Annotated in this window: 17 protein-coding genes; 9 read left to right on the top strand and 8 right to left on the bottom strand. The window is 54.7% G+C overall.

All coding sequences use genetic code 11. The features are described 5' to 3' along the window. Positions 1-94: 94 nt before the first annotated feature. From EQV93_RS01385 to EQV93_RS01370, 4 genes are all read right to left on the bottom strand, one after another. Positions 95-487 carry a protease inhibitor I42 family protein gene (locus tag EQV93_RS01385; protein ID WP_122784822.1) on the bottom strand — a complete coding sequence of 131 codons (393 nt, stop codon included), beginning with the start codon at positions 485-487 and terminating at the stop codon, positions 95-97. 90 nt (positions 488-577) lie between these two features. After that, a complete protein-coding gene (locus EQV93_RS01380) occupies positions 578-1078 on the bottom strand; it encodes a hypothetical protein (RefSeq protein WP_122784821.1) in 501 nt (166 codons plus the stop codon). Between the two features lie 173 nt (positions 1079-1251). Beyond that, a complete protein-coding gene (gene lon / locus EQV93_RS01375) occupies positions 1252-3687 on the bottom strand; it encodes an endopeptidase La (protein ID WP_240890754.1) in 2436 nt (811 codons plus the stop codon). A 374-nt stretch (positions 3688-4061) separates the two neighbouring features. Continuing rightward, positions 4062-6473 carry a glucose/quinate/shikimate family membrane-bound PQQ-dependent dehydrogenase gene (locus EQV93_RS01370; RefSeq protein WP_122784819.1) on the bottom strand — a complete coding sequence of 804 codons (2412 nt, stop codon included), beginning with the start codon at positions 6471-6473 and terminating at the stop codon, positions 4062-4064. A gap of 69 nt (positions 6474-6542) precedes the next feature. Here EQV93_RS01370 and EQV93_RS01365 point away from each other — a divergent pair, with 69 nt between their 5' ends. Then, positions 6543-6710 carry a hypothetical protein gene (locus EQV93_RS01365; protein WP_158636744.1) on the top strand — a complete coding sequence of 56 codons (168 nt, stop codon included), beginning with the start codon at positions 6543-6545 and terminating at the stop codon, positions 6708-6710. A gap of 460 nt (positions 6711-7170) precedes the next feature. Here EQV93_RS01365 and EQV93_RS01360 read toward each other — a convergent pair whose 3' ends face one another. Continuing rightward, positions 7171-9201 carry a TonB-dependent receptor gene (locus tag EQV93_RS01360; protein WP_240890753.1) on the bottom strand — a complete coding sequence of 677 codons (2031 nt, stop codon included), beginning with the start codon at positions 9199-9201 and terminating at the stop codon, positions 7171-7173. 192 nt (positions 9202-9393) lie between these two features. Between EQV93_RS01360 and EQV93_RS01355 the strand changes: the two genes are divergently transcribed. Together EQV93_RS01355 and EQV93_RS01350 are read left to right on the top strand one after the other, a co-directional pair. Continuing rightward, positions 9394-9624: a VF530 family DNA-binding protein gene (locus EQV93_RS01355; RefSeq protein ID WP_122784817.1), complete on the top strand. Its 231-nt coding sequence runs from the start codon at positions 9394-9396 to the stop codon at positions 9622-9624. Positions 9625-9631: 7 nt separating this feature from the next. Then, positions 9632-10288 (top strand): Pr6Pr family membrane protein, encoded by a 657-nt coding sequence (locus EQV93_RS01350; protein WP_240890752.1) that lies wholly within the window; start codon positions 9632-9634, stop codon positions 10286-10288. Between the two features lie 32 nt (positions 10289-10320). On the opposite strand, the gene EQV93_RS01345 is transcribed toward EQV93_RS01350, so the two are convergent. The 3 genes from EQV93_RS01345 to EQV93_RS01335 form a co-directional block, all read right to left on the bottom strand. Continuing rightward, positions 10321-11106, bottom strand: a complete 786-nt coding sequence (locus EQV93_RS01345) for a siderophore-interacting protein (RefSeq protein WP_146425007.1) — start codon at positions 11104-11106, stop codon at positions 10321-10323. Continuing rightward, positions 11103-11726, bottom strand: coding sequence for a PadR family transcriptional regulator (locus EQV93_RS01340; protein ID WP_240890751.1), 624 nt, complete (start codon positions 11724-11726; stop codon positions 11103-11105). The genes EQV93_RS01345 and EQV93_RS01340 overlap by 4 nt, the downstream gene beginning before the upstream one ends. A 111-nt stretch (positions 11727-11837) precedes the next feature. Next, positions 11838-14951 carry a transglycosylase domain-containing protein gene (locus EQV93_RS01335; RefSeq protein ID WP_240890892.1) on the bottom strand — a complete coding sequence of 1038 codons (3114 nt, stop codon included), beginning with the start codon at positions 14949-14951 and terminating at the stop codon, positions 11838-11840. A gap of 325 nt (positions 14952-15276) precedes the next feature. Between EQV93_RS01335 and EQV93_RS01330 the strand changes: the two genes are divergently transcribed. The 6 genes from EQV93_RS01330 (at position 15277) to EQV93_RS01305 (ending at position 22331) form a co-directional block, all read left to right on the top strand. Then, a complete protein-coding gene (locus tag EQV93_RS01330; RefSeq protein ID WP_240890750.1) occupies positions 15277-16698 on the top strand; it encodes an amino acid permease in 1422 nt (473 codons plus the stop codon). 254 nt (positions 16699-16952) lie between these two features. Next, positions 16953-17924 (top strand): hypothetical protein, encoded by a 972-nt coding sequence (locus EQV93_RS01325; protein WP_122784812.1) that lies wholly within the window; start codon positions 16953-16955, stop codon positions 17922-17924. A gap of 38 nt (positions 17925-17962) precedes the next feature. Then, positions 17963-18337, top strand: coding sequence for a hypothetical protein (locus tag EQV93_RS01320; protein ID WP_240890749.1), 375 nt, complete (start codon positions 17963-17965; stop codon positions 18335-18337). Positions 18338-18700: 363 nt separating this feature from the next. After that, positions 18701-19636 (top strand): hypothetical protein, encoded by a 936-nt coding sequence (locus tag EQV93_RS01315; RefSeq protein WP_240890748.1) that lies wholly within the window; start codon positions 18701-18703, stop codon positions 19634-19636. Next, positions 19636-20700 (top strand): polyprenyl synthetase family protein, encoded by a 1065-nt coding sequence (locus EQV93_RS01310; RefSeq protein ID WP_240890747.1) that lies wholly within the window; start codon positions 19636-19638, stop codon positions 20698-20700. Before EQV93_RS01315 ends, EQV93_RS01310 begins: the two co-directional genes overlap by 1 nt. 23 nt (positions 20701-20723) lie before the next feature. After that, positions 20724-22331 carry a hypothetical protein gene (locus EQV93_RS01305; protein WP_240890746.1) on the top strand — a complete coding sequence of 536 codons (1608 nt, stop codon included), beginning with the start codon at positions 20724-20726 and terminating at the stop codon, positions 22329-22331. The last annotated feature ends 5 nt before the right edge of the window (positions 22332-22336 follow it).

Here is a 22336-nt window from a genome sequence, read left to right as displayed (position 1 = left end):
ATAATGACGAGAGGGCATCATGAGCGGATGTCACACGACGTCTACTGTCATAACTGCCAGTAGGTCTGTGTTGCGAGGGTCGGTCTGGGGTCTCTCAGTTCACCGTGATCGCGCAGTCAAAGGTTTGCGCCGGTTCGGCTTCGGGTTCCCACGGTTGTTGATAGGTCAGCCGCAAGCGTCCGTTGCCCGCAGCAATGGCCTGAAAGCGCCAGGTAGATTGCCCGCCGCTGCCCAGCACTTGCCCATTCTCGGCGCTGGTGTAGACCTCCGGGCTGAGGCTGCGTAATACGCCCCCGGCTGAGTCCTGAATGGCCCAGCGATAACCTGTTGTAGGGTTACTTGGCAAAGACACCGTGAGAGGTTGCCCGACGTGGAGTTGCAACGGGCAGTCGCTTTGCTCTTCAACATTAATGTTGTCGACAGGCGAGTGTGCACAGGCAGTCAGCAGGCCGAGGCTGAGCGCAGTCATTAGGCGAGTGAGGGACATTCAAAGCTCCAGTCAGACAAAAAACAATGGCGCAGCATACCCCATCAAGTGTGCTGCGCCATTTTCGTTGGCCGGTGCTGGAGTTCAGTATCAATATTTGAAGGAGGCATGGGGTGGGCTGATTTTGAAATCGCCGCACATTTCTAATGTTTCATCGTTATGGTCAAGGCATTCAAGGGTGAAGAGTCGAGCGCTGTAACAACTCTCGACAACACTGAGGTGCAATGTACCGACGGCCGCCTCGTTCAAGTGATAAACCTCTATGCCATTCACTTCCGCACATTCTAAATACGTCATCCCCCACACGGGGCCCGCTTCACCTTTTTTGAAAAGGTAAATGCCGGACTGGATATTGACGTCCAGGGTGAGCGTGATAGCTCGATAGTGTTTTGATCCGAAGTCGTCGAACTCAGCGGTAATCACAATTTTCTTGTGGCTACTGGCAAAGGTCATCTCCTGGGCCGTGAACGGTCGTCGGTCCAGTATCTCAGCCTTGAGCTCACCTCGCGTTTTGGGATTGAACACCGATTGGTCGAATAAAGCCGGCCAAAAAACATCTGGGTTTTGATGTGCAGGATGATGAAGTGGCATCTTGGTTTCCCGACGTAATCCATGTGGGCTATGGGTCGCATTTTTACGTCGAGACCTGAATGGCTGTCTACTGTCAGAAATAACAGTGAGTGTGCCAAGCCATGCCGTGGGATACAGGAATGAGACTGCGGGCCAGCGCACAATCGCCTGGCCCTGCTCACGGAATCAACTCACTAGCGTTGAAACAATACTTTGGCCACGTCGCTGAAGTGCTTGGCAAAGTGCACGGTGATTCCCTCTTTCAAGTAGTCAGGCAACTCATCAAAGTGCCCTTTGTTGGGTTCAGGAAGAATCAGTTCGTGAATTTTTTGCCGGCGTGCAGCAATCACCTTTTCGCGCACACCACCAATGGGCAGAACATGCCCGGTGAGCGTCAGTTCACCGGTCATGGCGATGCCTTTTTTCGGTGGCTGATTACGCGCCAATGACAACAAGGCGCTGGCCATGGTCACACCCGCACTCGGGCCGTCTTTGGGCGTTGCCCCTTCAGGTACATGCAGATGCACAAAGGCTTCGTCGAAGAACCGTGGATCGCCGCCAAACTGCTGAAGGTTGGCGCTGACGTAGCTGTAGGCGATTTCGGCAGACTCTTTCATCACATCGCCCAATTGGCCGGTCAATTTGAAACCGCGATTCAGGGTATGAATACGTGTCGCTTCAATCGGTAGCGTGGCGCCTCCCATGCTGGTCCATGCCAGGCCGGTAATCACACCGGTGCCGCTGATCACTTGCTCGTTTCGAAATATCGGTGTTCCCAGAGAGGCTTCGAGGTCTTTGGGGCCTATCTTGATCACAGCCGTCGGGTCTTCGAGTAATTCGATGACCGCTTTGCGCACCAGTTTGCCCAGTTGTTTTTCCAACTGGCGTACCCCGGCCTCACGGGCATACCCGTCGATGACATGGCGCAGGGCGCTGTCGCTGATGCTCAGGCTGTTTTTCGAAACGCCGGCTTTTTCCAGCTGCTTTGGCCACAAATGGCGTTTGGCAATCGCGATTTTCTCTTCGGTGATGTAACCGGAGAGACGAATGACTTCCATGCGGTCCAACAGGGGGCCGGGGATGGAGTCCAGGGTGTTGGCGGTGCACACGAACAGCACTTTGGACAGGTCTAGACGCAAATCGAGGTAGTGGTCGAGGAACTCGACGTTTTGCTCAGGATCCAGGGTTTCCAGCAATGCAGAAGCCGGGTCGCCCTGGAAGCTTTGGCCCATTTTGTCGATTTCATCGAGCATGATCACCGGGTTCATCACTTCGACATCTTTGAGCGCCTGCACCAGCTTGCCGGGTTGGGCGCCGATGTAGGTACGCCGGTGACCCTTGATCTCGGCTTCATCGCGCATGCCGCCCAGGCTGAAGCGGTAGAACGGACGGCCCAGAGACTCCGCAATCGACTTGCCGACGCTGGTTTTGCCCACGCCTGGCGGTCCCACCAGCAAGACGATAGAGCCGCTGATAGAGCCTTTGTAAGCGCCCACGGCGAGAAATTCGATAATGCGGTTTTTAATGTCGTCGAGCCCGGCATGATGGGCATCGAGTACTTTGCGGGCGTGTTTGAGGTCGAGCTTGTCTTGGCCATAGACCCCCCACGGCAGCGCCGTGGCCCAGTCCAGATAGTTGCGGGTCACAGCGTATTCGGGTGAGCCGGTTTCCAGAATCGACAGTTTGTTGAGTTCTTCATCGATACGTTTTTGCGCTTGCGCCGTCAGGGTTTTACCTTCAAGACGTTGCTTGAATTGTTCGATATCCGCGCTGCGATCATCTTTGGTCAGGCCCAGCTCTTGCTGGATCACCTTGAGTTGTTCCTTGAGGAAAAACTCGCGCTGATGCTCGCCAATCTTGAGGTTCACCTCTGCTGAAATCTCTTTTTGCAGACGTACGACTTCAACTTCTTTGCGCAGCATGGGCAGAACTTTTTCCATGCGCTTGAGGATCGGCACGCAATCGAGCACTTCTTGCAGTTCGTTGCCGGTGGCCGAGGTCAGGGCTGCGGCAAAGTCAGTGAGCGGCGAAGGGTCGTTGGGACTGAAGCGGTTGAGGTAGTTTTTCAGCTCTTCGCTGTACAACGGATTAAGCGGTAGCAGCTCTTTGATCGCATTGATCAAGGCCATGCCGTAAGCCTTCACCTCATCGGTAGGGGCTTTGTTTTCTTGCGGGTACTCAACCTCCACCAGATACGGCGGACGGTGATGTTTGAGCCACATGCTGATGCGTACGCGGGTCAGGCCTTGCGCGACGAACTGTAACTTGCCGTTTTCGCGGCTGGCGTGATGCACCTTCACCAGCGTTCCGTATTCAGGAAGACTGTCGGTGTTGAAATGGCGAGTGTCATCGGGGGGCGTGTCGACAAAAAAAAGCGCCAAAGAGTGATGCGGCGACTTGCTGACCAATTCGAGGGTTTCGGCCCAAGGTTCTTCATTGACGATGACCGGCAACACTTGAGCCGGGAAGAATGGGCGGTTGTGAATCGGGATGATGTAAACCTTGTCAGGCAGATTCTGGCCTGGCAATGCCAATTCGGTGCCACCCGTGTGTATGGAATGTTCGGGCTCGGTGTGTTCTACATCAGAGGCTTCTACCGTGTCTTCTGAAAATTTTTGCTGGTCGCTCATGGGGCACCTGCGCAATTGAGTATGAGTCTTAGATGGGGCGCAGTGGCAGTCGTTTCAATGGTGAAGCGATTTTCATGTCGCATCACGTGCAGTCCTCGGCGCTGGGTTGATTGGAGCCTAAGGACTGTAGACGCTCAGGGCCGTTTGCAGAGCCTAAATGCCCTTGAAATGCCAAGCGGGTGTGCGCTTGAGCCACAGTCTGGGGCTGAAGGTGGAGGCCGAGGGCGTTGAGTGACAGCACAACCTTGCTTTACTTTGAGGCGGGGATGACCACGTTGAGGGCGATTCTTTACAACGGTCAGCGTATAAAACAGCGGCCATAAAAAAAGCGGCTATCTCTCGATAGCCGCTTCTTCAACAACCAGCTGTATTACTTACTCAGCCAGTTTAAACGCCACCAGGTAGTCACCGGCTTTAGTGCCCAGACCGCCGTGACCGCCGGCCATGACCACCACATATTGGGTGCCATCCTTGCCGGTGTAAGTCATCGGAGTGGTCTGGCCGCCAGCAGGCAGACGACCTTCCCACAACAGCTTACCGTTGCTTACATCGTAAGCACGCAGGTATTGGTCGAGTGTACCGCTCAGGAAGGCAACACCACCTGCAGTGGTCACTGTACCGCCCAAGCTTGGAACACCCATAGCCAGTGGGATTGGAACCGGCGAGCTGTCACGCACGGTGCCGTTTTTGTGTTTCCAGATCACTTCGTTGTTGGTCAGGTCGACCGCAGCAACGTAGCCCCACGCCGGTGCCTGGCAAGGCAGACCGAGTGGCGACAACAGAGGCTCCAGAATCACGCCGTATGGAGCGCCTTTGTTCGGTTGAACGCCCGAGGTTTCGCCTTTACGTGGACCCATTGCTGCCACATCCGCCTGAGGAACCAGTTTGGAGGTGAAAGCCATGTAGCTTGGGTTCAGGAAAGCAATCTGACGTACCGGGTCAACCGAGATACCACCCCAGTCGAACACGCCGAAGTTGCCTGGATACACAATCGAACCTTGCAACGAAGGCGGGGTGTACATGCCGTCGTAACGCAGGGATTTGAAGTTGATCCGGCACAGCATTTGGTCAAATGGAGTCACGCCCCACATGTCACGCTCGGTCAGAACCGGCGGAATCATGTTCAGCTCTGAACGAGGCTGAGTAGGAGCAGTGTGGTCGCCTTCGACAGCGCCGCCTGGAGCTGGCACTTCGTGGATTGGAACAATGTCCTCACCCGTGCGACGGTCCAGTACGTAGATGCTGCCTTGTTTGGTGGATGCCAGCAGAGCCGGTTTCTCACCCTCAGCGGTTTTCAGGTTCATCAGCGTTGGTTGACCACCTACGTCCATGTCCCACAGGTCATGGTGAGTAAGCGGACGGTACCAGCGGACTTTACCGGTTTTGATATCCAGAGCAGTGATGCCTGCGGCATAACGCTCGGAGTCTTCGGTACGGTCGCCGCCGTATTGGTCAGGGGTCTGGTTGCCCATTGGCAGGTACAGCATGCCAAGGTCTTCGTCGACCGCGAACATCGACCACATGTTAGGCGAGTTACGGGTGTAGGTTTCGCCTTCAGCAATCGGAGCGGTGGCTTCAGGGTTACCGCTGTCCCAGTTCCAGACCAGTTTACCGGTACGTACGTCGTACGCACGGATCACGCCGGATGGCTCGTCAGTGGAGATGTTATCGGTCACGTGACCGCCAACCACAACCAGATCTTTGGTCACGGCAGGTGGCGAAGTGGAGTAGTAGCCACCCGGTGCAAAGCCACCGACGTTATGACGCAGGTCGATTGCGCCGTTGTCACCGAAGTCTTCACACACTTTACCGGTGTCGGCGTTCAGTGCGATCAGGCGGGTGTCAGCGGTTGGCAAGAACAGGCGACGTGGGCACGAGTTGCTGGAGGCAGCAGGCTCGGCAGCGTTTTCGTCGGTGCTCGCTTTAGCGTATGCGTTTTCGTCGTGATAGCTCACGCCGCGGCAGGTCATGTGTGCCCAACCTTTGAAGTTTTCAGCATTTTGCGTGCTGATCTTCGGGTCGTAGCGCCAGATTTCCTTGCCGGTATCCGGGTCAAGGGCCAGTACCTGACTGTGTGGTGTACACACATAGAGCATGCCGTTCACTTTCAGCGGAGTGTTCTCGGCAGTTGTTTCGCCCGGATCACCTTCGCCTGGCATGTCACCGGTACGGATTGTCCAGGCTGGAACCAGCTTGTGGGCATTTTCCGGAGTGATTTGTTTCAGTGGCGAGTAACGATCACCGAAAGCCGTGCGGCCATAGGACTGCCAGTCGCCTTCAGGCATTTCTGGTGCAGCATTGGTCACACCTGGTACCGCTTCACGGTCCAGTTGACCTTTGATTTCGCCTGGGCTGGTGAACTGGCTAGCCAGTGCAGCTGCGCCTGCCAATACAACGGCAACGCTCAGTGCGCCAGTGGCCATTGGGGCCGATTGGCCGCGTAGCACGGGACGACGAAACCAAGGCAGCAGCAGGACGATACCGATGGCGAACCACAGTGCCAGACGTGGCACCAGTTGCCACCAGTCCAGACCCACTTCCATCAAGGCCCAAACAGTGCTGGCGAACAGCACCAGAGCATACAGACCCAGCGCCGCACGGCGCCCGGCAATCAGCAATGCGCCTGATAAGCCAAAACCGATACCGGCCAGCAGGTAGTACCAAGACCCGCCGAGTGTTACCAGTTTGATACCCCCGACCAACATGGCCAGGCCCATAAGCAGCAGCAAGATACCGAGCAGGCTCGGTAGCAGGCGGCTTCGACTGAAAGCACTATCAGTGCTCATAGTGTGGTTCTCCGTTACGTTATAGATACCCTGTCGTTACACGTCTTGTGGACACGTATCGATGCGGGAATGAATCAACTAAATAGGTTCTTGGTGACAACCTTCAAGGTTGCCGTTGTAGTCCGTTGGTCAGGCGACCAGTCGGTGCGTCACTCAGTGGGCAGCCAGTCCCTGACAGCGATCTCGCTGTACAACAGTGCGCTGTACTCCGAGCGCGGAGGTGGGCATGCAGGTTGACGTATAGATTGCGTTGAATGGGTTGAAGGCGCAGGCCTCACCGCGTGCAACGATGTTTAAGGCTATGACGTGACTGTAGTTGCTACCCGGCTGATATTCGCGCTGCGAACCATTTTTTTTTGCCGGCCGCACACCTTCAAGCTGCTTCGCTGCGGCATATGCGCGGCTTGCGTTGAATGGATGCGGAATCACGAAAGTGGGCATGTCAAAAATTGAGTCTTTAGATTTTTTGGCGTGAGTAGGGCTGCCAGAGGTAGCGCTAACTTTGCGTCGATCGGGATAAACTGAATCGTTTCAACCCTTTATGTGCGAATGATAAAGCCCCAAAACATTTTGAAACAGCACTTTAAATGACATGGATCATTTCTGAATCGGTAACAGTGTGCTGCGGCGGTTCGTCTCAGGGCTTTTATGTCGCACCCCCTGTTGGTTGCAGGCCATGATTTTAAAGGCGTCCAGCCTAGAAGGTGGTTCGTAGTCCGAGCTCGATACCGCGGCCGGGAGCGGGGGCAATATTTCTTAAAATTGAACTCGCATAACGTACGGTCTGGTTGGTCAAATTGTCTCCTTTGACGAAAGCCAGCCATTGACTGCTGCCGACATTGAAGTGATAGCCCGCGCTGGCCCCCACGGTGGTGTAGCCGTTGGTGCCTGACTCATTGTCCGGAACACGGCCTTGATTGCTGGCGTGCTGCACGTCGACTCGCGCTTGCCAGCGATCAAATTCCCACAGCAGACCACTGTTCAATCGCAGGGGAGCGATACGCGGCAAGGGTTCGCCTGAGTCGAGGTTAGTGGCGCGTGTGTAATCACCGGAGAGCTCCAGTGCGAATTTTCCGTAGGCACTTTCACCCAGTGTCCAGTGGTCCTTGGCCTCGAAGCCGGTGAAGCGTGCCCGAACCCCGGAATAGGTGTATTCAGGAATGCCGTCTGCGTCAGCTTCGCCTTCATCATTGAGTGTACGGCCCGTGCCCAGAAGACCGATGTAATTGGAGAAATGGCTGTAAAAAACGCCAACGCTGCCTTTATGTGTACCGTTGTCGAAGCGTAACGCCAGGTCGCTGGAGACGGCTTTTTCTTTGGACAAGTTGGCGTTACCCACCTCGTAGGTGCCGGTGGCAACATGAGCGCCATTGGCATAAAGCTCGTAGAAGGTTGGTGCCCGTTCGGTATAACCCAGCGTCGCGGCCAGCGACCAGATCGGTGTCAGGGTGAGCACGGCGCCCGATGACAGGCTGCCTGCGGTGAAGCTTTTGGAGCGCTCGGCAGCGGCAAAGCGCTCATTGCCCTGGGCATGCGGGTCGACCACAGTGTGCTCAAGTCGCCCGCCAAGGCTAAACTTGAGCTGTTCGTAGGCTTGCACCTCTTCCAGAATAAACAAAGCACCGCTGTTGGTATCGGTCTGCGGTACGAAAGCTTCCTCGCCCAAGGCCGAGAACTCATTGCGGTTTACCTGCGCACCAATGACCCCATTGAGTGGGCCAAGGGGAACGTGACGGGCCTCGACACGGCCTTCATAACCCTTGTTCTTGAAGGTGGTGCCCACTTCACCACCTTCAATTTCGCGGTGTTCATAGTCGGTGTAGCCAGCGTCGAATTTCACTGAGCTGAAGGGGCCCTGCAGGTTGCGAATTTCAGACGCGAAAGCGTAGTGATCCTGCTTCATGCGGATGCGTACATCCTGCTCCGCTGGCGAGCCGTAGTTAGCGTCGTAATTGCTGTAGGACAGGCCAGCATAACCGTCGTCCCAGGTATAGGAACCACCGACTGAACCGCCATCCTGGCGACCATTACTATTGCCTAAACGGCCTTTCTTTTCGTCCCCGTCTTCACTTTGTGGTGCATGTCGATCGCGGGCATAGCCGGGAATTTTGAGGTCGTTGAATTCTCGGGCGTTGGCATCCAGGTGCAGGGCAAAAGTCCCATTACCGGCTTCCAGTTTGCCTGCGCTGCTGCGTGTGGTGTCCGCGCCGCCATAACGCAGTTCGCCCGCGCCATGAATACCTTCGATCGCTTGCGTAGGGATGCGGTTGTCGAATGTATTGACCACTCCTCCAATAGCATTGCCGCCATACAGCAGGGCCGCAGGCCCGCGAACGATTTCGATGCGTTCAACATTGACCGGGTCGAGTGGAACCGCGTGGTCGTAAGACAGGGATGACGCATCAAGGGCACCAACACCATTGCGCAATATACGAATACGGTCGCCATCAAGTCCGCGAATGATGGGTCTGCTGGCTCCGGGGCCGAAGTAGGATGACGACACGCCGGGCTGGTTTTTAAGCGTTTCACCCAAACTGCCCTGTTGTTGCAGGAGCAGATCGTCACCTTCCAGAACCGTTGTGGGCGAGGCCAGCTGGCTGTTGCCTAACGGATTGCCGGTGATGACTTGGGGTTGCAGTTCGAGGGCGAAAACAGGGGAGGCGAACAGTAAAGCCGTGGCAATGGGTGTCAAGCGCAGGGGGCGTCGAGATAGAGCGGGGCAGGGCATTGCAGATTCCTTGGTAAGGAGAGATAAAGTCGCAAACAGTAGTTACAATATAACATTGCTTTCATCATCTCCAAGCGGAACTTTCACCGTATCGGTGGTGACGTCTAGACTCTGCCTGTGCGAATGCGCTTCCCCCTGAGCAGGTGCTCGGCTAAGGTGCGCGGCTTTCCTTCACTTGCTAAAAGGCTCGGCATGACTGAACCCAACCACAATCCTTTGCACGGCGTGACGCTGGAACAGATCCTCACGGCGCTGGTGGCGCACTACGAGTGGGAAGGGCTAGCCGAGCGCATTGATATTCGTTGCTTCAAGAGCGATCCGAGTATCAAGTCGAGTCTGACCTTCTTGCGCAAAACACCTTGGGCGCGAGAAAAGGTCGAAAAGTTGTATGTGAAATATGCCCGTACCAAGCGCGAACTCTGAGTCGGGCATGAATGCCGCGCCAAAGCACTGGCTATGTACATTGATGGCATTGCTGGGCTGGAGCGGGCTGGCGATTCAACTTTATGTGGTCCTGCTGATGCGCTGGGCATCGGGCGCCAGTGTGATCGGCGGGCTGTTGAGTTATTTCAGTTTTTTTACCGTGCTCACCAACACGATGGTTGCAACGGTACTGACCTATGCAGTGATCTCTCGATCTTCAAAAGGCAGGAGTTTTTTCCTGCAAGCGTGGGTAAGCAGCGGTATTACGGTGAGCATTATCGTGGTGGGTGTCGCATACAGCCTGTTGCTGCGCCAGCTCTGGCAACCTCACGGTGTGGCATGGTTGGCCAACGAGTTGCTGCATGACGTGATGCCAGTGCTGTTTACGTTGTACTGGTGGTATTGCGTGCCCAAAGGCTTGCTACGTGTGAGTCATATCGGAGTATGGGCTCTTTACCCGGTCCTGTATTTCGCCTACATCTTGTTGCGTGGGCACTTGCTGGGTGTTTACCCGTACCCATTTATTGATGTGGGCAAGTTGGGGTATGCGCAGGTGTTTCTCAATGCGGGCGAAATTTTGGCGGGATTTTTCGTTGTGGCGCTGATGCTGGTGGCGCTTGATCGATGGGTGGGAAGCAAGCGCATGGTCGGCGACGCACTCTAACCCTTTGTAGAGGGTTAGAGTGAAGCCGCGATTTACTCTTCGTCGCTGCCTTCCAACCGCCAGTAACCGGCGGCTTTAACGAATTCGTCGTTCAAGCCATGCGTATCCAGCAGCACTCTGCGCACTTTGCGTGACAGCGTGCTTTCGGTAGCGACCCAGGCATACAACTGGCCCGGTGGGATTGTCAGCCCTTCAACGGTGTTGAGCAGATCTTGCTCAGGATTGTCACGGTGTACCCAAATCACCTCAACGGCTGCCGCACTCTTCAGGGGTTGCTCTTCAAGCGCGTTTTCGACCTCCACGACCACCAGTGCACGGCGGTTGCCGGGCAGCTCTTCCAGCCGACGGGCAATGGCTGGCAAAGCGGTCTCATCGCCAATCAGCAAATAGCTGTCGAAAATGTCGGGTACTACCATCGAGCCACGCGGGCCGCCAATGTGCAGGAACTGCCCAGGTTTGGCTTGTGCCGCCCATGTGGCAGCAGGGCCATCTCCGTGCAGCACAAAGTCGATATCCAGCTCCAGAGCGTCAAGGTCATAGCGGCGCGGGGTGTAGTCGCGCATTGGGGGCATGGCACCGGTTTTTTTTCCAGCGCCTAACTCCAACGATTCCAGTGCCGTCAGTTCCTGTTCGTTCTGCGGGAAAAACAGTTTTACGTGATCATCGCTGCCCAAGCTGATGAACCCTGCCAATTCGGGCCCGCCCACGGTAATACGGCGCATGCGCGGGGTCAGGTCGACCACGCGCAGCACCTCCAGTTTGCGACGTTTAATTTCATGCATGACCCTGTGAATGGTCAGAGCATTGGTGTCGTTCATTGATCATTCTCCTGCACGGGCTGAGCAGTAACAGGGCCATCGACGATGGCTTTGGCGGTGTTGTTGAGCAACTCACGAACCCGCAGGATTTCTGCCGGGTTCCAGCGACCATGATGCATTTGCAAGGCGTGGCGCAGGTTGTGTATCGCTTCATGTATTTCTTCGGGACGGTCATGGCCGCGCAGTGAGCGCTTGCTCACATCGATGCGCATGCGTACACCATCCAGCGCCACGGCTTGATCACTCAAGGACTGACGGCCAAGATCGGTGATGGTGTAGCGTTTTTTACCGCCTTGGGCATCGCCCTGAATCATTTCGCTTTCTTCCAGAAAGGTCAGTGTCGGATAGATGACACCGGGGCTGGGGCTATAAGCACCATCGAACAGCCCTTCAATCTGGCGGATAAGGTCATAACCGTGGCACGGTTGCTCAGCAATCAGTGCCAGCAGCAGTAATTTCAAATCGCCAGGCGCAAATACACGAGGCCCACGTCCGCCGCGCTCGCGGCCAGTGCGTTTTTCAAAGCCGTCTTGGCCCGGGCCGCGTTCACGACCGTTGCGTTTCTCTGAACCTTCTTGTCCCGTGCGCTGTGCGTGGTGATGGGGATGATGTTCTCTCATTTCTCTTCGCTCTCTCATTAAGTTAGACATAACTTAAGATATATCTTAGATCACGTAAAGTTGAGGCGATGAACGGTAATTATTCGTAATAAATACGGATTGGCGCGTTTCTTACAACGCGCTCAGATTTTGCGGGGCTGTACATCGTGTATGGGAGCCGGGTTGCAGGTAGGGGGTGAGGATCGGCGCCATGCCTTTCAGCACTTGCACCGGTAAGGCAGAGGTGAACGTAAAGGCTTCTGCTGAGCGGCCGGGTACGAATGCCGTCAAGGTGCCAAAGTGATGTTCGCCGATATAGAACACAAAGGTTGCCGTGCGATTGATGGACTTGGAGCTGATGATTCGCCCCCCAGCGCCCATGCTTTCAATGCGGTTGTCGCCTGTGCCCGTCTTACCACCCATGGCCAGTGGGGTGCCGTTGTCGAGAGTGAAGCTGCCCGAGACCCGCCGTGCGGTTCCCGCGTCAACCACTTGCGACAATGCCTCGCGCAGGGCGGTCGCGACTTCGCTGGGCATTACTCTCACGCCTTTGTCAGGATCGTTTATCAGCCGTGTCTCATACGGTGTATTGGCCGCGAAATGCAGCGTATCAATACGTAAAACCGGCAAGCGCACACCATCGTTAAGGATGATGCCCATCAGTTCGGACAGCGCCGCCGGGCGATCCCCCGAGCTGCCCAGCGCTGTGGCAAGGGAAGGCACCAAATGGTCAAACGGGTAACCCACTTGTTGCCAGCGCTGGTGAATATCGAGGAAGGCTTCGATCTCAAGCATGGTGCGAATCCGGCTGTCGCGGGCGCTCTTGTGCCGGCTTTTAAACAGCCAGCTATACACTTCCTGTCGCTCGAACACGCTGGCGGCGACCGCTTGCTTGAAGGTGGCCTCGGGGTTTTTCAGCAAATAGCCCGCCATCCATAAATCAAGCGGATGCACCTTGGCGATATAGCCCTGATCGGGGAGGTCGTAAGCACCCGGGCCGTAGCTTTGATAAAGCTTGGCTAAACGCTCATCGGTGATCTTGTCGCTCTTGAGATGAGCTCGCACAAAGCTGTCAAAGGTGTCCTGGCTGGCATTCGGAAACAGGTAACGGTGCACCGCCGCCATGCGGATAGGTGTCGGGCGCATGCTGTCGAGAAAGGTTTCAAGGCGCTCCTTGGAATCTTTGCCTTTGTATTTCTTCCAGAACTTGAGCATGTAGGTGGTGCCTTCGCGGTCGGCGAAGCGGCTCAGGTACTCCTGACGGCGCGGGTTCAAGTCATCCTTGAGCAATTCAGCGTTATTGCTGGGGGCTTGATACGAGGTGTATCTCACCACGTCCCGCATCAGGCGCACGAAGGGCAAGTTGATCGATTCACGTATTGCGTCGCGTAGCGTGGGGTTGCGGTTGTTGTCCTGATTGCGGAAGTTGTGGAAGTAATGCATGCCGCCGCCTGTGAAAAAACCTTCACCAGGACTGGCCGAATATGTGCGGTTAAGCGCCGCGTCGAGCATCTTGGCGAGGTTCGTCCCCGGATTCGCAATCATGTAACTCAGAGCCCAGCGGGTCAGCGGGTCCTGATCAGTCAGCTGTATTTGCTTCAGTTGGCTGCCCGACTGGCTGGCATAGCGGTCATGCAGCTCACTGATGATCTGCAAGTAAGTGGTCAGTACCCGCATCTTGGCGGTTGAACCCAACTCCAACTTGCTGCCTTCGTTGATATCGAAAGGTTGGTCAGTGCTGTCAGTCTGCACCCGCGCCCGTGCGCCGTCGGGTGTCAATTCAAACAGCGTAAAGCTGTAGCGCACTTGCGCGGTGCTGGCTGGCGTCAGCAAGCTTTTTCCCAGCAGGCCCATCTTGCCGGCAAATACAGGGTCTGCCAGTTGCCGCAGGTAGTCGCTGGCTTGCAGCTGCAAATCGCTCTGCAAGGTGCTGGTGGCAGACAGATCGAGGCGGTCGAGGTCATACAGCGGGCGCTTGAGCATGGCCGACAGGCGCGTGCGTGCCAGGCTGATGCCCTTATTGGTTTCAATCGCTTGCAGGGTGGGCGACACCTGCCAGTCGCGGTAGGTCACGCGGCTGGTCAAAGCGGCTTGTGTCAGTGCCGGATCAATTACATTGTTTTGCGCCAGTAGCCGGATGTGGCTGTCAGTCAGTTGCGCAAGTTCATCACGGCCCTTGGTCAAATAATAGGAGGGGCGACGCTGGGCAATCATCAAGGACAGCACTTCGCGCAAAGCCAGCCCCTTATTCGCAAGACTTTGCGGGTCGGTAGCAGCGCTGGCGAGGTACTGATTGACTTGATTGAAATCGGTGCCGTACCACACGCGCATGCCTTCAGCCATGCCATGTACCTCCCCGTGACCGGGGACGGCCGACAGCGGCACACTGTTGAGATAGTCACGCACTATGTTTTGACGGGCGATCAAGGTATCCGGGCCATCCTGATAAGCCCGCACGCTGGCTGAAATCATCTGGCGCAGCTTTTCGGTGCCCGATACGGTTAAACCATCAGGTGAGTGCCGATATTTCTCAAGCTGGGTTGCCAAGGTGCTTCCCCCTGCCGATTGCCCCGGCAGGTGAAACAGTTTGGCGACTTGTGAGTAAGCGGCCATGGCAAAACGGGGCCAGTCGACAGCAGGGTTATTTAAAGGCTGTTTAGGGTCCAACAGGTCGCGGTTCTCAATAAAGAGCAAGCTGTGAACCACTAAGGGAGGAATGCTCGCAAAGGTCGGGTAAAGCTGTTGTGGGTAGTTGTACTGGTAAAGCGAACCACCCGAACAGTCAGTAATGGAAAGCCCTGCTTGAATCTTTTCGGCGTAGGGGACGAAAAAACCTTTTTGACCGTAGCTCAGCATTTCAGGGCTAAAACGAGCTTGCTCGGCAATCACGTAGTCACGCTTTAGCAGACGCGGCAGAAAATCCCCCAGTGCGCTGTAACCCAGACGTTTGTCGAAGGGCCCCAAGCCCGGGTAATAAATCGAATCGCTGGGGCCTGCCTGCACTGAGTAACTCAGGTTGGCAGCAAAGCGGCTGAACTCGCGTGACTGGATTTTTGAGGTGCGTACCTCTTTAGCGATGGCAAAGCCCAAAACGACAAGGCCAATCAGGGCCATAAGTAACAGGACCCAAAATACCCGCCAGCCATAGCGTTTGCGCGGAGGCTTTTGCGCAGGCGGATCAGGTTGAGCCATTGGCGCTATTGGTTGCGACGCTTTGCTGGAGTTGGAGTGCCACAGTGCGCCCATAGTTGATTGATCCATGTACGCATCTTTGCTGCGCTTGAATGAAGCGTAGACGCTGTGGGCGGGTCTTGATGAATAAATCTGAGGCGCTCATGACTGTTTCTAATCAGGCCATGAAGATGGAAGTAGAGCCTTCCAGAAGGTGACATAGGTCCTGGGGAGGGGCATGACTGTGCACCAACCCTGTGCAATACTCGGCGCCGATCTCTGTAGGACATTTCCCTTTTGATCTACTGACCTACAAGGTCAGGGCTGATCAAAAGGCGAGAGCAGGTGACCAACCCGGCCTACAGCTGCATATCCAATAACAATACGAGGTTGAACATTTATGCCAGTCGGCAACCACCAGCCCCACGGCGAAACCGTGCAGGGCGGTCCTCTGAAACGCGAACTGGGCGAGCGCCACATTCGTTTGATGGCGCTGGGCGCCTGTATCGGTGTCGGCCTGTTTCTAGGGTCGGCCAAAGCGATAGAAATGGCCGGGCCGGCCATCATGCTCTCTTACATCATCGGTGGCCTGGCCATTTTGGTGATCATGCGTGCCCTCGGTGAAATGGCCGTGCATAACCCGGTAGCAGGCTCCTTCAGCCGCTACGCCCAAGATTACTTGGGGCCGTTGGCCGGCTTTTTGACCGGCTGGAATTATTGGTTTCTTTGGCTGGTGACCTGTGTGGCGGAGATTACCGCCGTGGCGGTGTACATGGGTGTCTGGTTCCCCGATGTACCGCGCTGGATATGGGCCCTGGGAGCGCTCATTAGCATGGGCTCTATCAACCTGATTGCGGTCAAGGCCTTTGGTGAATTCGAGTTCTGGTTTGCCCTGATCAAGATCGTCACCATCATTGCTATGGTCCTGGGCGGTGTCGGCATTATTGCGTTCGGTTTTGGCAATGACGGCGTTGCGCTGGGTATTTCCAATCTCTGGACCCATGGCGGGTTTTTACCCAATGGCATGCAGGGCGTGCTGATGTCCTTGCAGATGGTCATGTTTGCCTATCTGGGCGTCGAAATGATCGGCCTGACAGCGGGTGAAGCGAAGAACCCGCAAAAAACCATTCCGAGTGCGATCGGTTCGGTGTTCTGGCGAATTCTGCTGTTCTACGTGGGCGCGCTGTTCGTGATTCTCTCGATCTACCCGTGGAATGAAATCGGCACTCAGGGCAGCCCGTTCGTGATGACTTTTGAGCGTCTGGGCATCAAAACGGCCGCGGGTATCATCAACTTTGTTGTTATTACCGCAGCATTGTCATCCTGTAATGGCGGTATTTTCAGTACCGGTCGCATGCTCTACAGCCTGGCGCAAAACGGACAGGCACCGGCCAACTTTGGCACCACTTCGAAAAACGGGGTGCCGCGTCAGGCGCTGTTGTTATCGATCGCGGTGCTCCTTCTAGGGGTGGTGCTTAACTATATGGCGCCTGAGAAGGTCTTTGTCTGGGTAACAGCCATTGCCACCTTTGGTGCTATCTGGACTTGGTTGATGATTTTGCTGGCGCAACTGCGTTTCCGCCGAAGCCTGAGTGCTGAACAGGCCGCTGCCTTGAAATACCGGATGTGGCTGTATCCCTATAGCTCTTTTGCCGCCTTGGGTTTCTTGCTTATGGTGGTCGGCCTGATGGCATGGTTTGAAGAAACGCGCATCGCGCTGATCGTTGGACCGGCGTTTCTAGTGCTGCTGACAGTGCTGTTTTATGTCTTCAAGTTGTACCCCGCTGATAAGGTGACTTCCCCAATAACCACGGCGGGCTGAACACCCTATAACCGCTAGCAGTACTTCGCTAAAACCCCGACGGTGATGTTTGCCCGTCGGGTTTTTTTATGCATGAATTAAATACGCTCATTACACCAGGTGTGGGTGTGCCGTTAGTTTTGATAGTTCTTTTATCCCCGGGTTCTGCGTAGCTTTAGAACAGCGCTTAAAGCGTAAATTTCATTCATGACTGATGTGAATATCGGAAGTGAAGGGTGGTGTTCTCATGTGGCAATAGGGCAGTGGGGCAATAGATGAGTAATTTTGATTTGGTAGTTGGCCTCTCGCAGTCAGAGGTCAGTCGTCTTTTAGCCGGTTATCATGCCAGTGCGCCGGTCGATGACAATCCCTTTAAAGGGCGTGAAGAAGTTGATGTGTTGGATCAGCTCGGGGTCATTGAGTGGGAAGTGCCGGTAGCGCCGAATGTAGTATTGGATACACCGGAGTGCAGCGTATGGAAGGCCGCCCAAGGCGAAGACGGCCTAACTAATCTTGAAGCCCATAGGCCGCGGCCTAAACTACCCATGCTACAACTTGTGTTTCCCTTGCTGGATCTGAAGTGGGGATTAAAAGACGCGGAGCTTGAACAGGGCACATCCCGTAATGTACTTGCGCACGTGACGCTGGACTTCAGAGAGGCGACTATTGCAATGGCAGTTGTTGCTCTGACGATCGACCAAAGCGAGTTTGAAGAGTTCGACAAACAATTGTTCAATTTGCTGGTACTGCCGATGATTTTTGCACAGGCACGCAAAATGCTGTCTGTGATTCATTTGCCAGAATTGAAATTGGGCGATGACCTGTTATTCAAACCCCTGCAAATTAGTTTGGTAGAGCGTTGTCTGCTAGGGGCTACGACCTTGACAGACAACCCGCACCCCCTGGACATAACTGATCTGACTTTGCCCGAAGAAGCTGTTTTTTTAATAGTGAATAATGCGTGCATTAACAGGGCCTTGGTCACTGCAGTCGAGTCTTTGGGTGATCTTGAAGCCAGTGATTCCGGCAAAATAGGTATTTTGGCAAATTGGACTTCATACGCCAGAGGAACGCCTAGCTTTACATTGGGTACATTGAGCCCGTTGACGTTTTCTGGAACGGCTGATTTGTTGCTGGACGTGGAAGTTACCTTATCTGAACAGTTTCTTGAAATGTTGAATCCCTCCAAGTGCGCCATGATGATGTGGGGGGGCTGGGGTCGTAGGCGTGTAGGAAGAAATGAATAATGAATGGATTGTATTCTCAAACTTAAGGTCGATAATTAATGAAACTTTACTATGACGTGGTTATTGACAATGCGCCACTCGACGTTCCTATAGAAGTGGAACTTGTTCAGGGCGATTTAAATATTGTTATTGGGCAGGTGCCCGAGCTGCAATTGTCGTTGAATCCACGAGGCGGTGGACTTGAGCAAGTGGTGTCAGACGTGTTAGAGCCGCTGGCAGCCAAGATGGTAGAAGATAATAAAGGCCGATTGAGTAGCATGTTGTCGGGTCGCGAAATAAACATTATTTCTGTCGAGAGTTTTTCGGTGGGCGGTATTTCTATTTCGGTCGATGAACTTGAAGTGAGTAGTCACTCGGTGGGTTCGGAGCATCACTTGATGTTGGTACCGACACTCTCAGTGGGCTCGCGTTGAACAGTTTAATTAGGTCGTCACTCATACAAGGTCTTCGACATGACAATTGATGGTTTTTTATCCCGCCTCGCTTCTCTGAGCGACTCACCGGCAGAGCATCCTTTTTTACCGCCTGTTTTTACCATAGCTGACGCGGGTCCTTTCCCGTTAAAGCAGCACATCAAACCCGACGGACACACATTGGGCGGGGAGCTGTTGCTCTCTTTTGACAGTCTGTCAGTGGCGCCTGTGACATTGGGGGCAGTGCAGTCCGGTAGTGATAAGCGTCATTTCAGCGTCACGCTTGAACCTGCGTCGCTCCGGGGAAAGTATCAGCTGTACTACAACGAGTGCGCGCAAGTCACGCTGGACACAGGCGGCTTTATGGCCCCATTGCCTGCTGAAGGCGAAGAAACAGGCGAGATGACCGAGGAAAAGTATTGGCGTTTAGTGCAACTCGAAAAAGAACGTGCCCAACTGAATCAATCGGCCAATGGCCGTGTGCTGGTTAATGAATATAACGAGCACAATGATGTCTATCATCAGGTGTTTACCGAAAACGAGCAGTTGCGCAAGTTTTGGCATCAAGACGGCGCTAGTGATGAGATGGGCGAGCACACCTCTGAGGCACTCAAGAGCGGTGCTGTCATCAATCCGCCTGATGGCCAGTTTGGTGCCAAGGGTGTGAGTTACAACTCCAATGCTTTTGCGCAACAACTTAACTTGTGGGCCGCATGCTTTATTAATCACAAAGAAGCAGCCGAAGCGGCGTTGAAATTTTCTGACTCAGTGGATTTCACGGGCAACACCCAAACGGTGACTGTGCCACTCACGGGTGAGCAGGTGCATGCATCTGTTTATGCTGGAGGCCGCGCAGTCAACCCTGCTGAGTCGAGTGCCAAGGTGCAGGCTCTGCATACGGCTCTGTGCAATATCGTGGTCAATAAAGTAGCAACAGACAGCGATATACAGGTCTGCCATGGACAAGGTTACGTGATGGATCTTGAAACGCAGCAGAGGCTGCAAGAGATTTATCAAGCCTCATTGCGTGCGCAAGACCCAATGCAGCGAGTGGCACTGAGCAGTGAGTGTTTCGAGATTGCTCTGCCTCAAAGTGAGTTCAACTACCTGCTGACCGCACAACCCGATGGCGCATTGACTCTAAAACTGTTGGCTACCACGTTGCGTATCCCGCAGATTCCCTTGGGGCCAGAGGTGGGAGAGCCAGTCAGCACACGCTTTATCCGAGGCTTGCTGGTTGATCGCATTGCCTCTGGGTTGACCCGTTGTTTGCGCGAAATGGCCAGGCAGGAAAGCTGATGAGCCTACTTGCCTGTGATCCTGAAGAGCAGCACTCCCCAGATTTTGCTGAGTCGCCCCTAACGCTTATCTGTGAAGGACTGCTGGGCGAAGATCTCCCGCAGTTTCGACACGAGATCAATCTAGCGTTGCAGGCGCAAGACTCTTACCTGACGGACATTGAGCGCCAAATGTTTCACGGCGGGAAAAAAATCCGGCCGGTGGTGATGATGCTGGCTGCCCGCATGGTTGCGGGGCCAGCTCCTCTAGACCCGAAGATCCATAAAGGCGCAGCGTCACTTGAAATGCTGCACGTTGCTACCTTGATCCATGACGACATTGTCGATGACGCGCCATTGCGTCGAGGCGTGCCCTCTGTATCGGCCGCACGGGGCATTAAAACCGCCTTGCTGGTGGGCGATTTACAGTTCGTTCAAGCGCTGCGCGGCTTCGCTCAGGCTGTCGAGACCGAAAGGGATATGAGCCTTGTGCGCATGGTGCTCGACACGGCTTTTGACATTTGCCGGGGCGAGCTGGACGAGTTGGATCGTACTTTGCCCACAGATATGGATTCGGCACTTACTCGCTATTACCAGACTATTGACCGCAAAACGGCTGAGCTGTTTCGCCTGGCGTGTCATGCGGGCGTCGAGTTGGCGGGCGGACGCTTGCGCGACGCAAGGCGAGCCGGTTACTTCGGGCGTTCCTTGGGGCGAGCCTTCCAGATCATGGATGACGTTCTGGATATTGTTGAGTACGAGGGTTCGGCGGGTAAAGAAGCGGGCATCGACCTGGCTCAGGGTCGCTTGTCATTGCCGTTGCTCTATGCGCTGCAACGACTGGGGCCCGAGCATGAAATTGGCCGAGCCCTCAAGGGCGAACTGCACCTGAGCGGTGATGCGCTGCAACGATCGATTGATGACTTACGCGATTGCGGGGCCATCGATATGGCGTATTCCCATGCACGGCGCGAGGCCCACCAAGCGCTGTTTTATCTCAAAGGGTTTACCCCGTCGGCCTACCGCACGGCGCTGCAGGACTTGGCGCTGTATGTAATTGATCGCCCTCTGAACGGACAACTTTGATCATTTTAAGGAGGCGCTTCTCCATGAGCACCTTGATGAGTTTTATCCATAATTCCGTGCAACCGCGACTTAATGACCCTGCTAATGCCCGGCTCTGGTTGCCTCGGCTGTTGGTCGGGATGACCGAAAACGATGAACCTGTACTGCCGATCCGTTCTGATGTTCAGGATCTGGGCTTTCTGCAAGGCGAGCACGGCGGTTATGTGGCTGATCGCTTCGTGCAAGTGTGGAGCATCATGAACCAGAAAGATGCAGTGGCCGACCCACTGCAGCCTTTGCCTATGATGAAGCTGACAGAAGTCACGCTGGGCGGTTTGCAAAATATGCTTGTACAGCAGGTCAGTTCGCTTCCCAAGCCAGCTGGCTATGACGCTAGCGTCGTCTTGCTGCCCAATCATTATCCCAACCCGACCCAGGGTCTGGAAATGCCATCGCTGACCCTCTCTGGGCGGTATCAGATTGAGCAATCACTGTGGGTAGAAGACGCTTATAGAACGTCCATCACGGGTATCGGGTCGTTTAGTGCATCATTCAGTGATTGTTCACTTAACGCTCTTCTGGCGCTTGAAACTGCGGGCAGTGCAGAGCAACGAGTGCCGACAGTGACGCTGTCAAGCTTGAACATGAACGCGATCGAGGGGGAGCAGCCCACACTCCTGTTCGAGAAGTTAACCCTTGAAGGCGATCTGGAACAAAGCGAGGTACTGATCCAGTTTATCCAACAGGCGTTGAATGCTCCGGATGGCAAGCTGAGTATGCTCAGCACCGTAGCGGACATGCTCAACGGGCCCGACAACCTGGATTCAATGAGTTCGGCATTGTCTACCTATTTGATCAACAGCCTGGATGAGTTATTCAGCCGTGTGCCAGAGCAAGGTTTACCCACCGATAGCCATAACCAGCAGGGCGCAACTGTGCTGGATGTGTACCTGTTTGATCGCTTGCGTGTGGCATTAAATCAATCCGACAGCGAGTGGTATTTACCCCTGCTGCTCAGTGATAGCACTGACCCTGTACTTGAGCCCTATCACCACGCCCAAGTAGTGATCCCCGATCAAACCATTGCAGGCCTCGAATACACCAACATTGAACTCAACAACTTATATGTTGCCGGGTTATCCAATGCCTTTATGCCCCTTGAAAAATGCTTATTGGCATCGCCCGTGATGACCATGGAAGTGCTGTTTGGCGTCTTGCCTGAAGGTAATACGGTTTCACGGCAAGCGCTGCACTCAGGATTGCCACCCGCTCCGCCTGTCACGATCACCACTCGGCTATCACTGACCCAGCAGGGTAACGTCTCAGTGGACCTGAAAGGGGATGTTCACGCTTCGCTACACGATTGTCATCTGAACATTAACGTGAGTGTAAGCGGTGAAGACGTCAGCGATCTCGACGTCACAATCAACGCGTTGAATTTTGTGTGGGGAAGCGAGCCTGTTGAGTTCAACGTAGCGCTGGAGCCACGTAACAGTGTGTTGGAAAGCATGCTCCAGAAGATGCTGCTCAAACCTGAGATTCAAGACCCTCTTAAAGCTCAACTGGCCAATGCCTTGACCGCGCAACGATCTGAACTGTCGGCAAACTTCACGCGTTTAGTGCGGGCCACATTAATTAATCAACTTAGTTAAGAGAC

This window comes from Pseudomonas sp. TMW22091, from assembly GCF_022496705.1.
In the GTDB taxonomy this organism is placed as follows: Bacteria; Pseudomonadota; Gammaproteobacteria; order Pseudomonadales; family Pseudomonadaceae; genus Aquipseudomonas; species Aquipseudomonas saxonica.
Note: the sequence above shows the minus strand (reverse complement) of the source record. Positions and strands in the feature narration are given on the sequence as shown.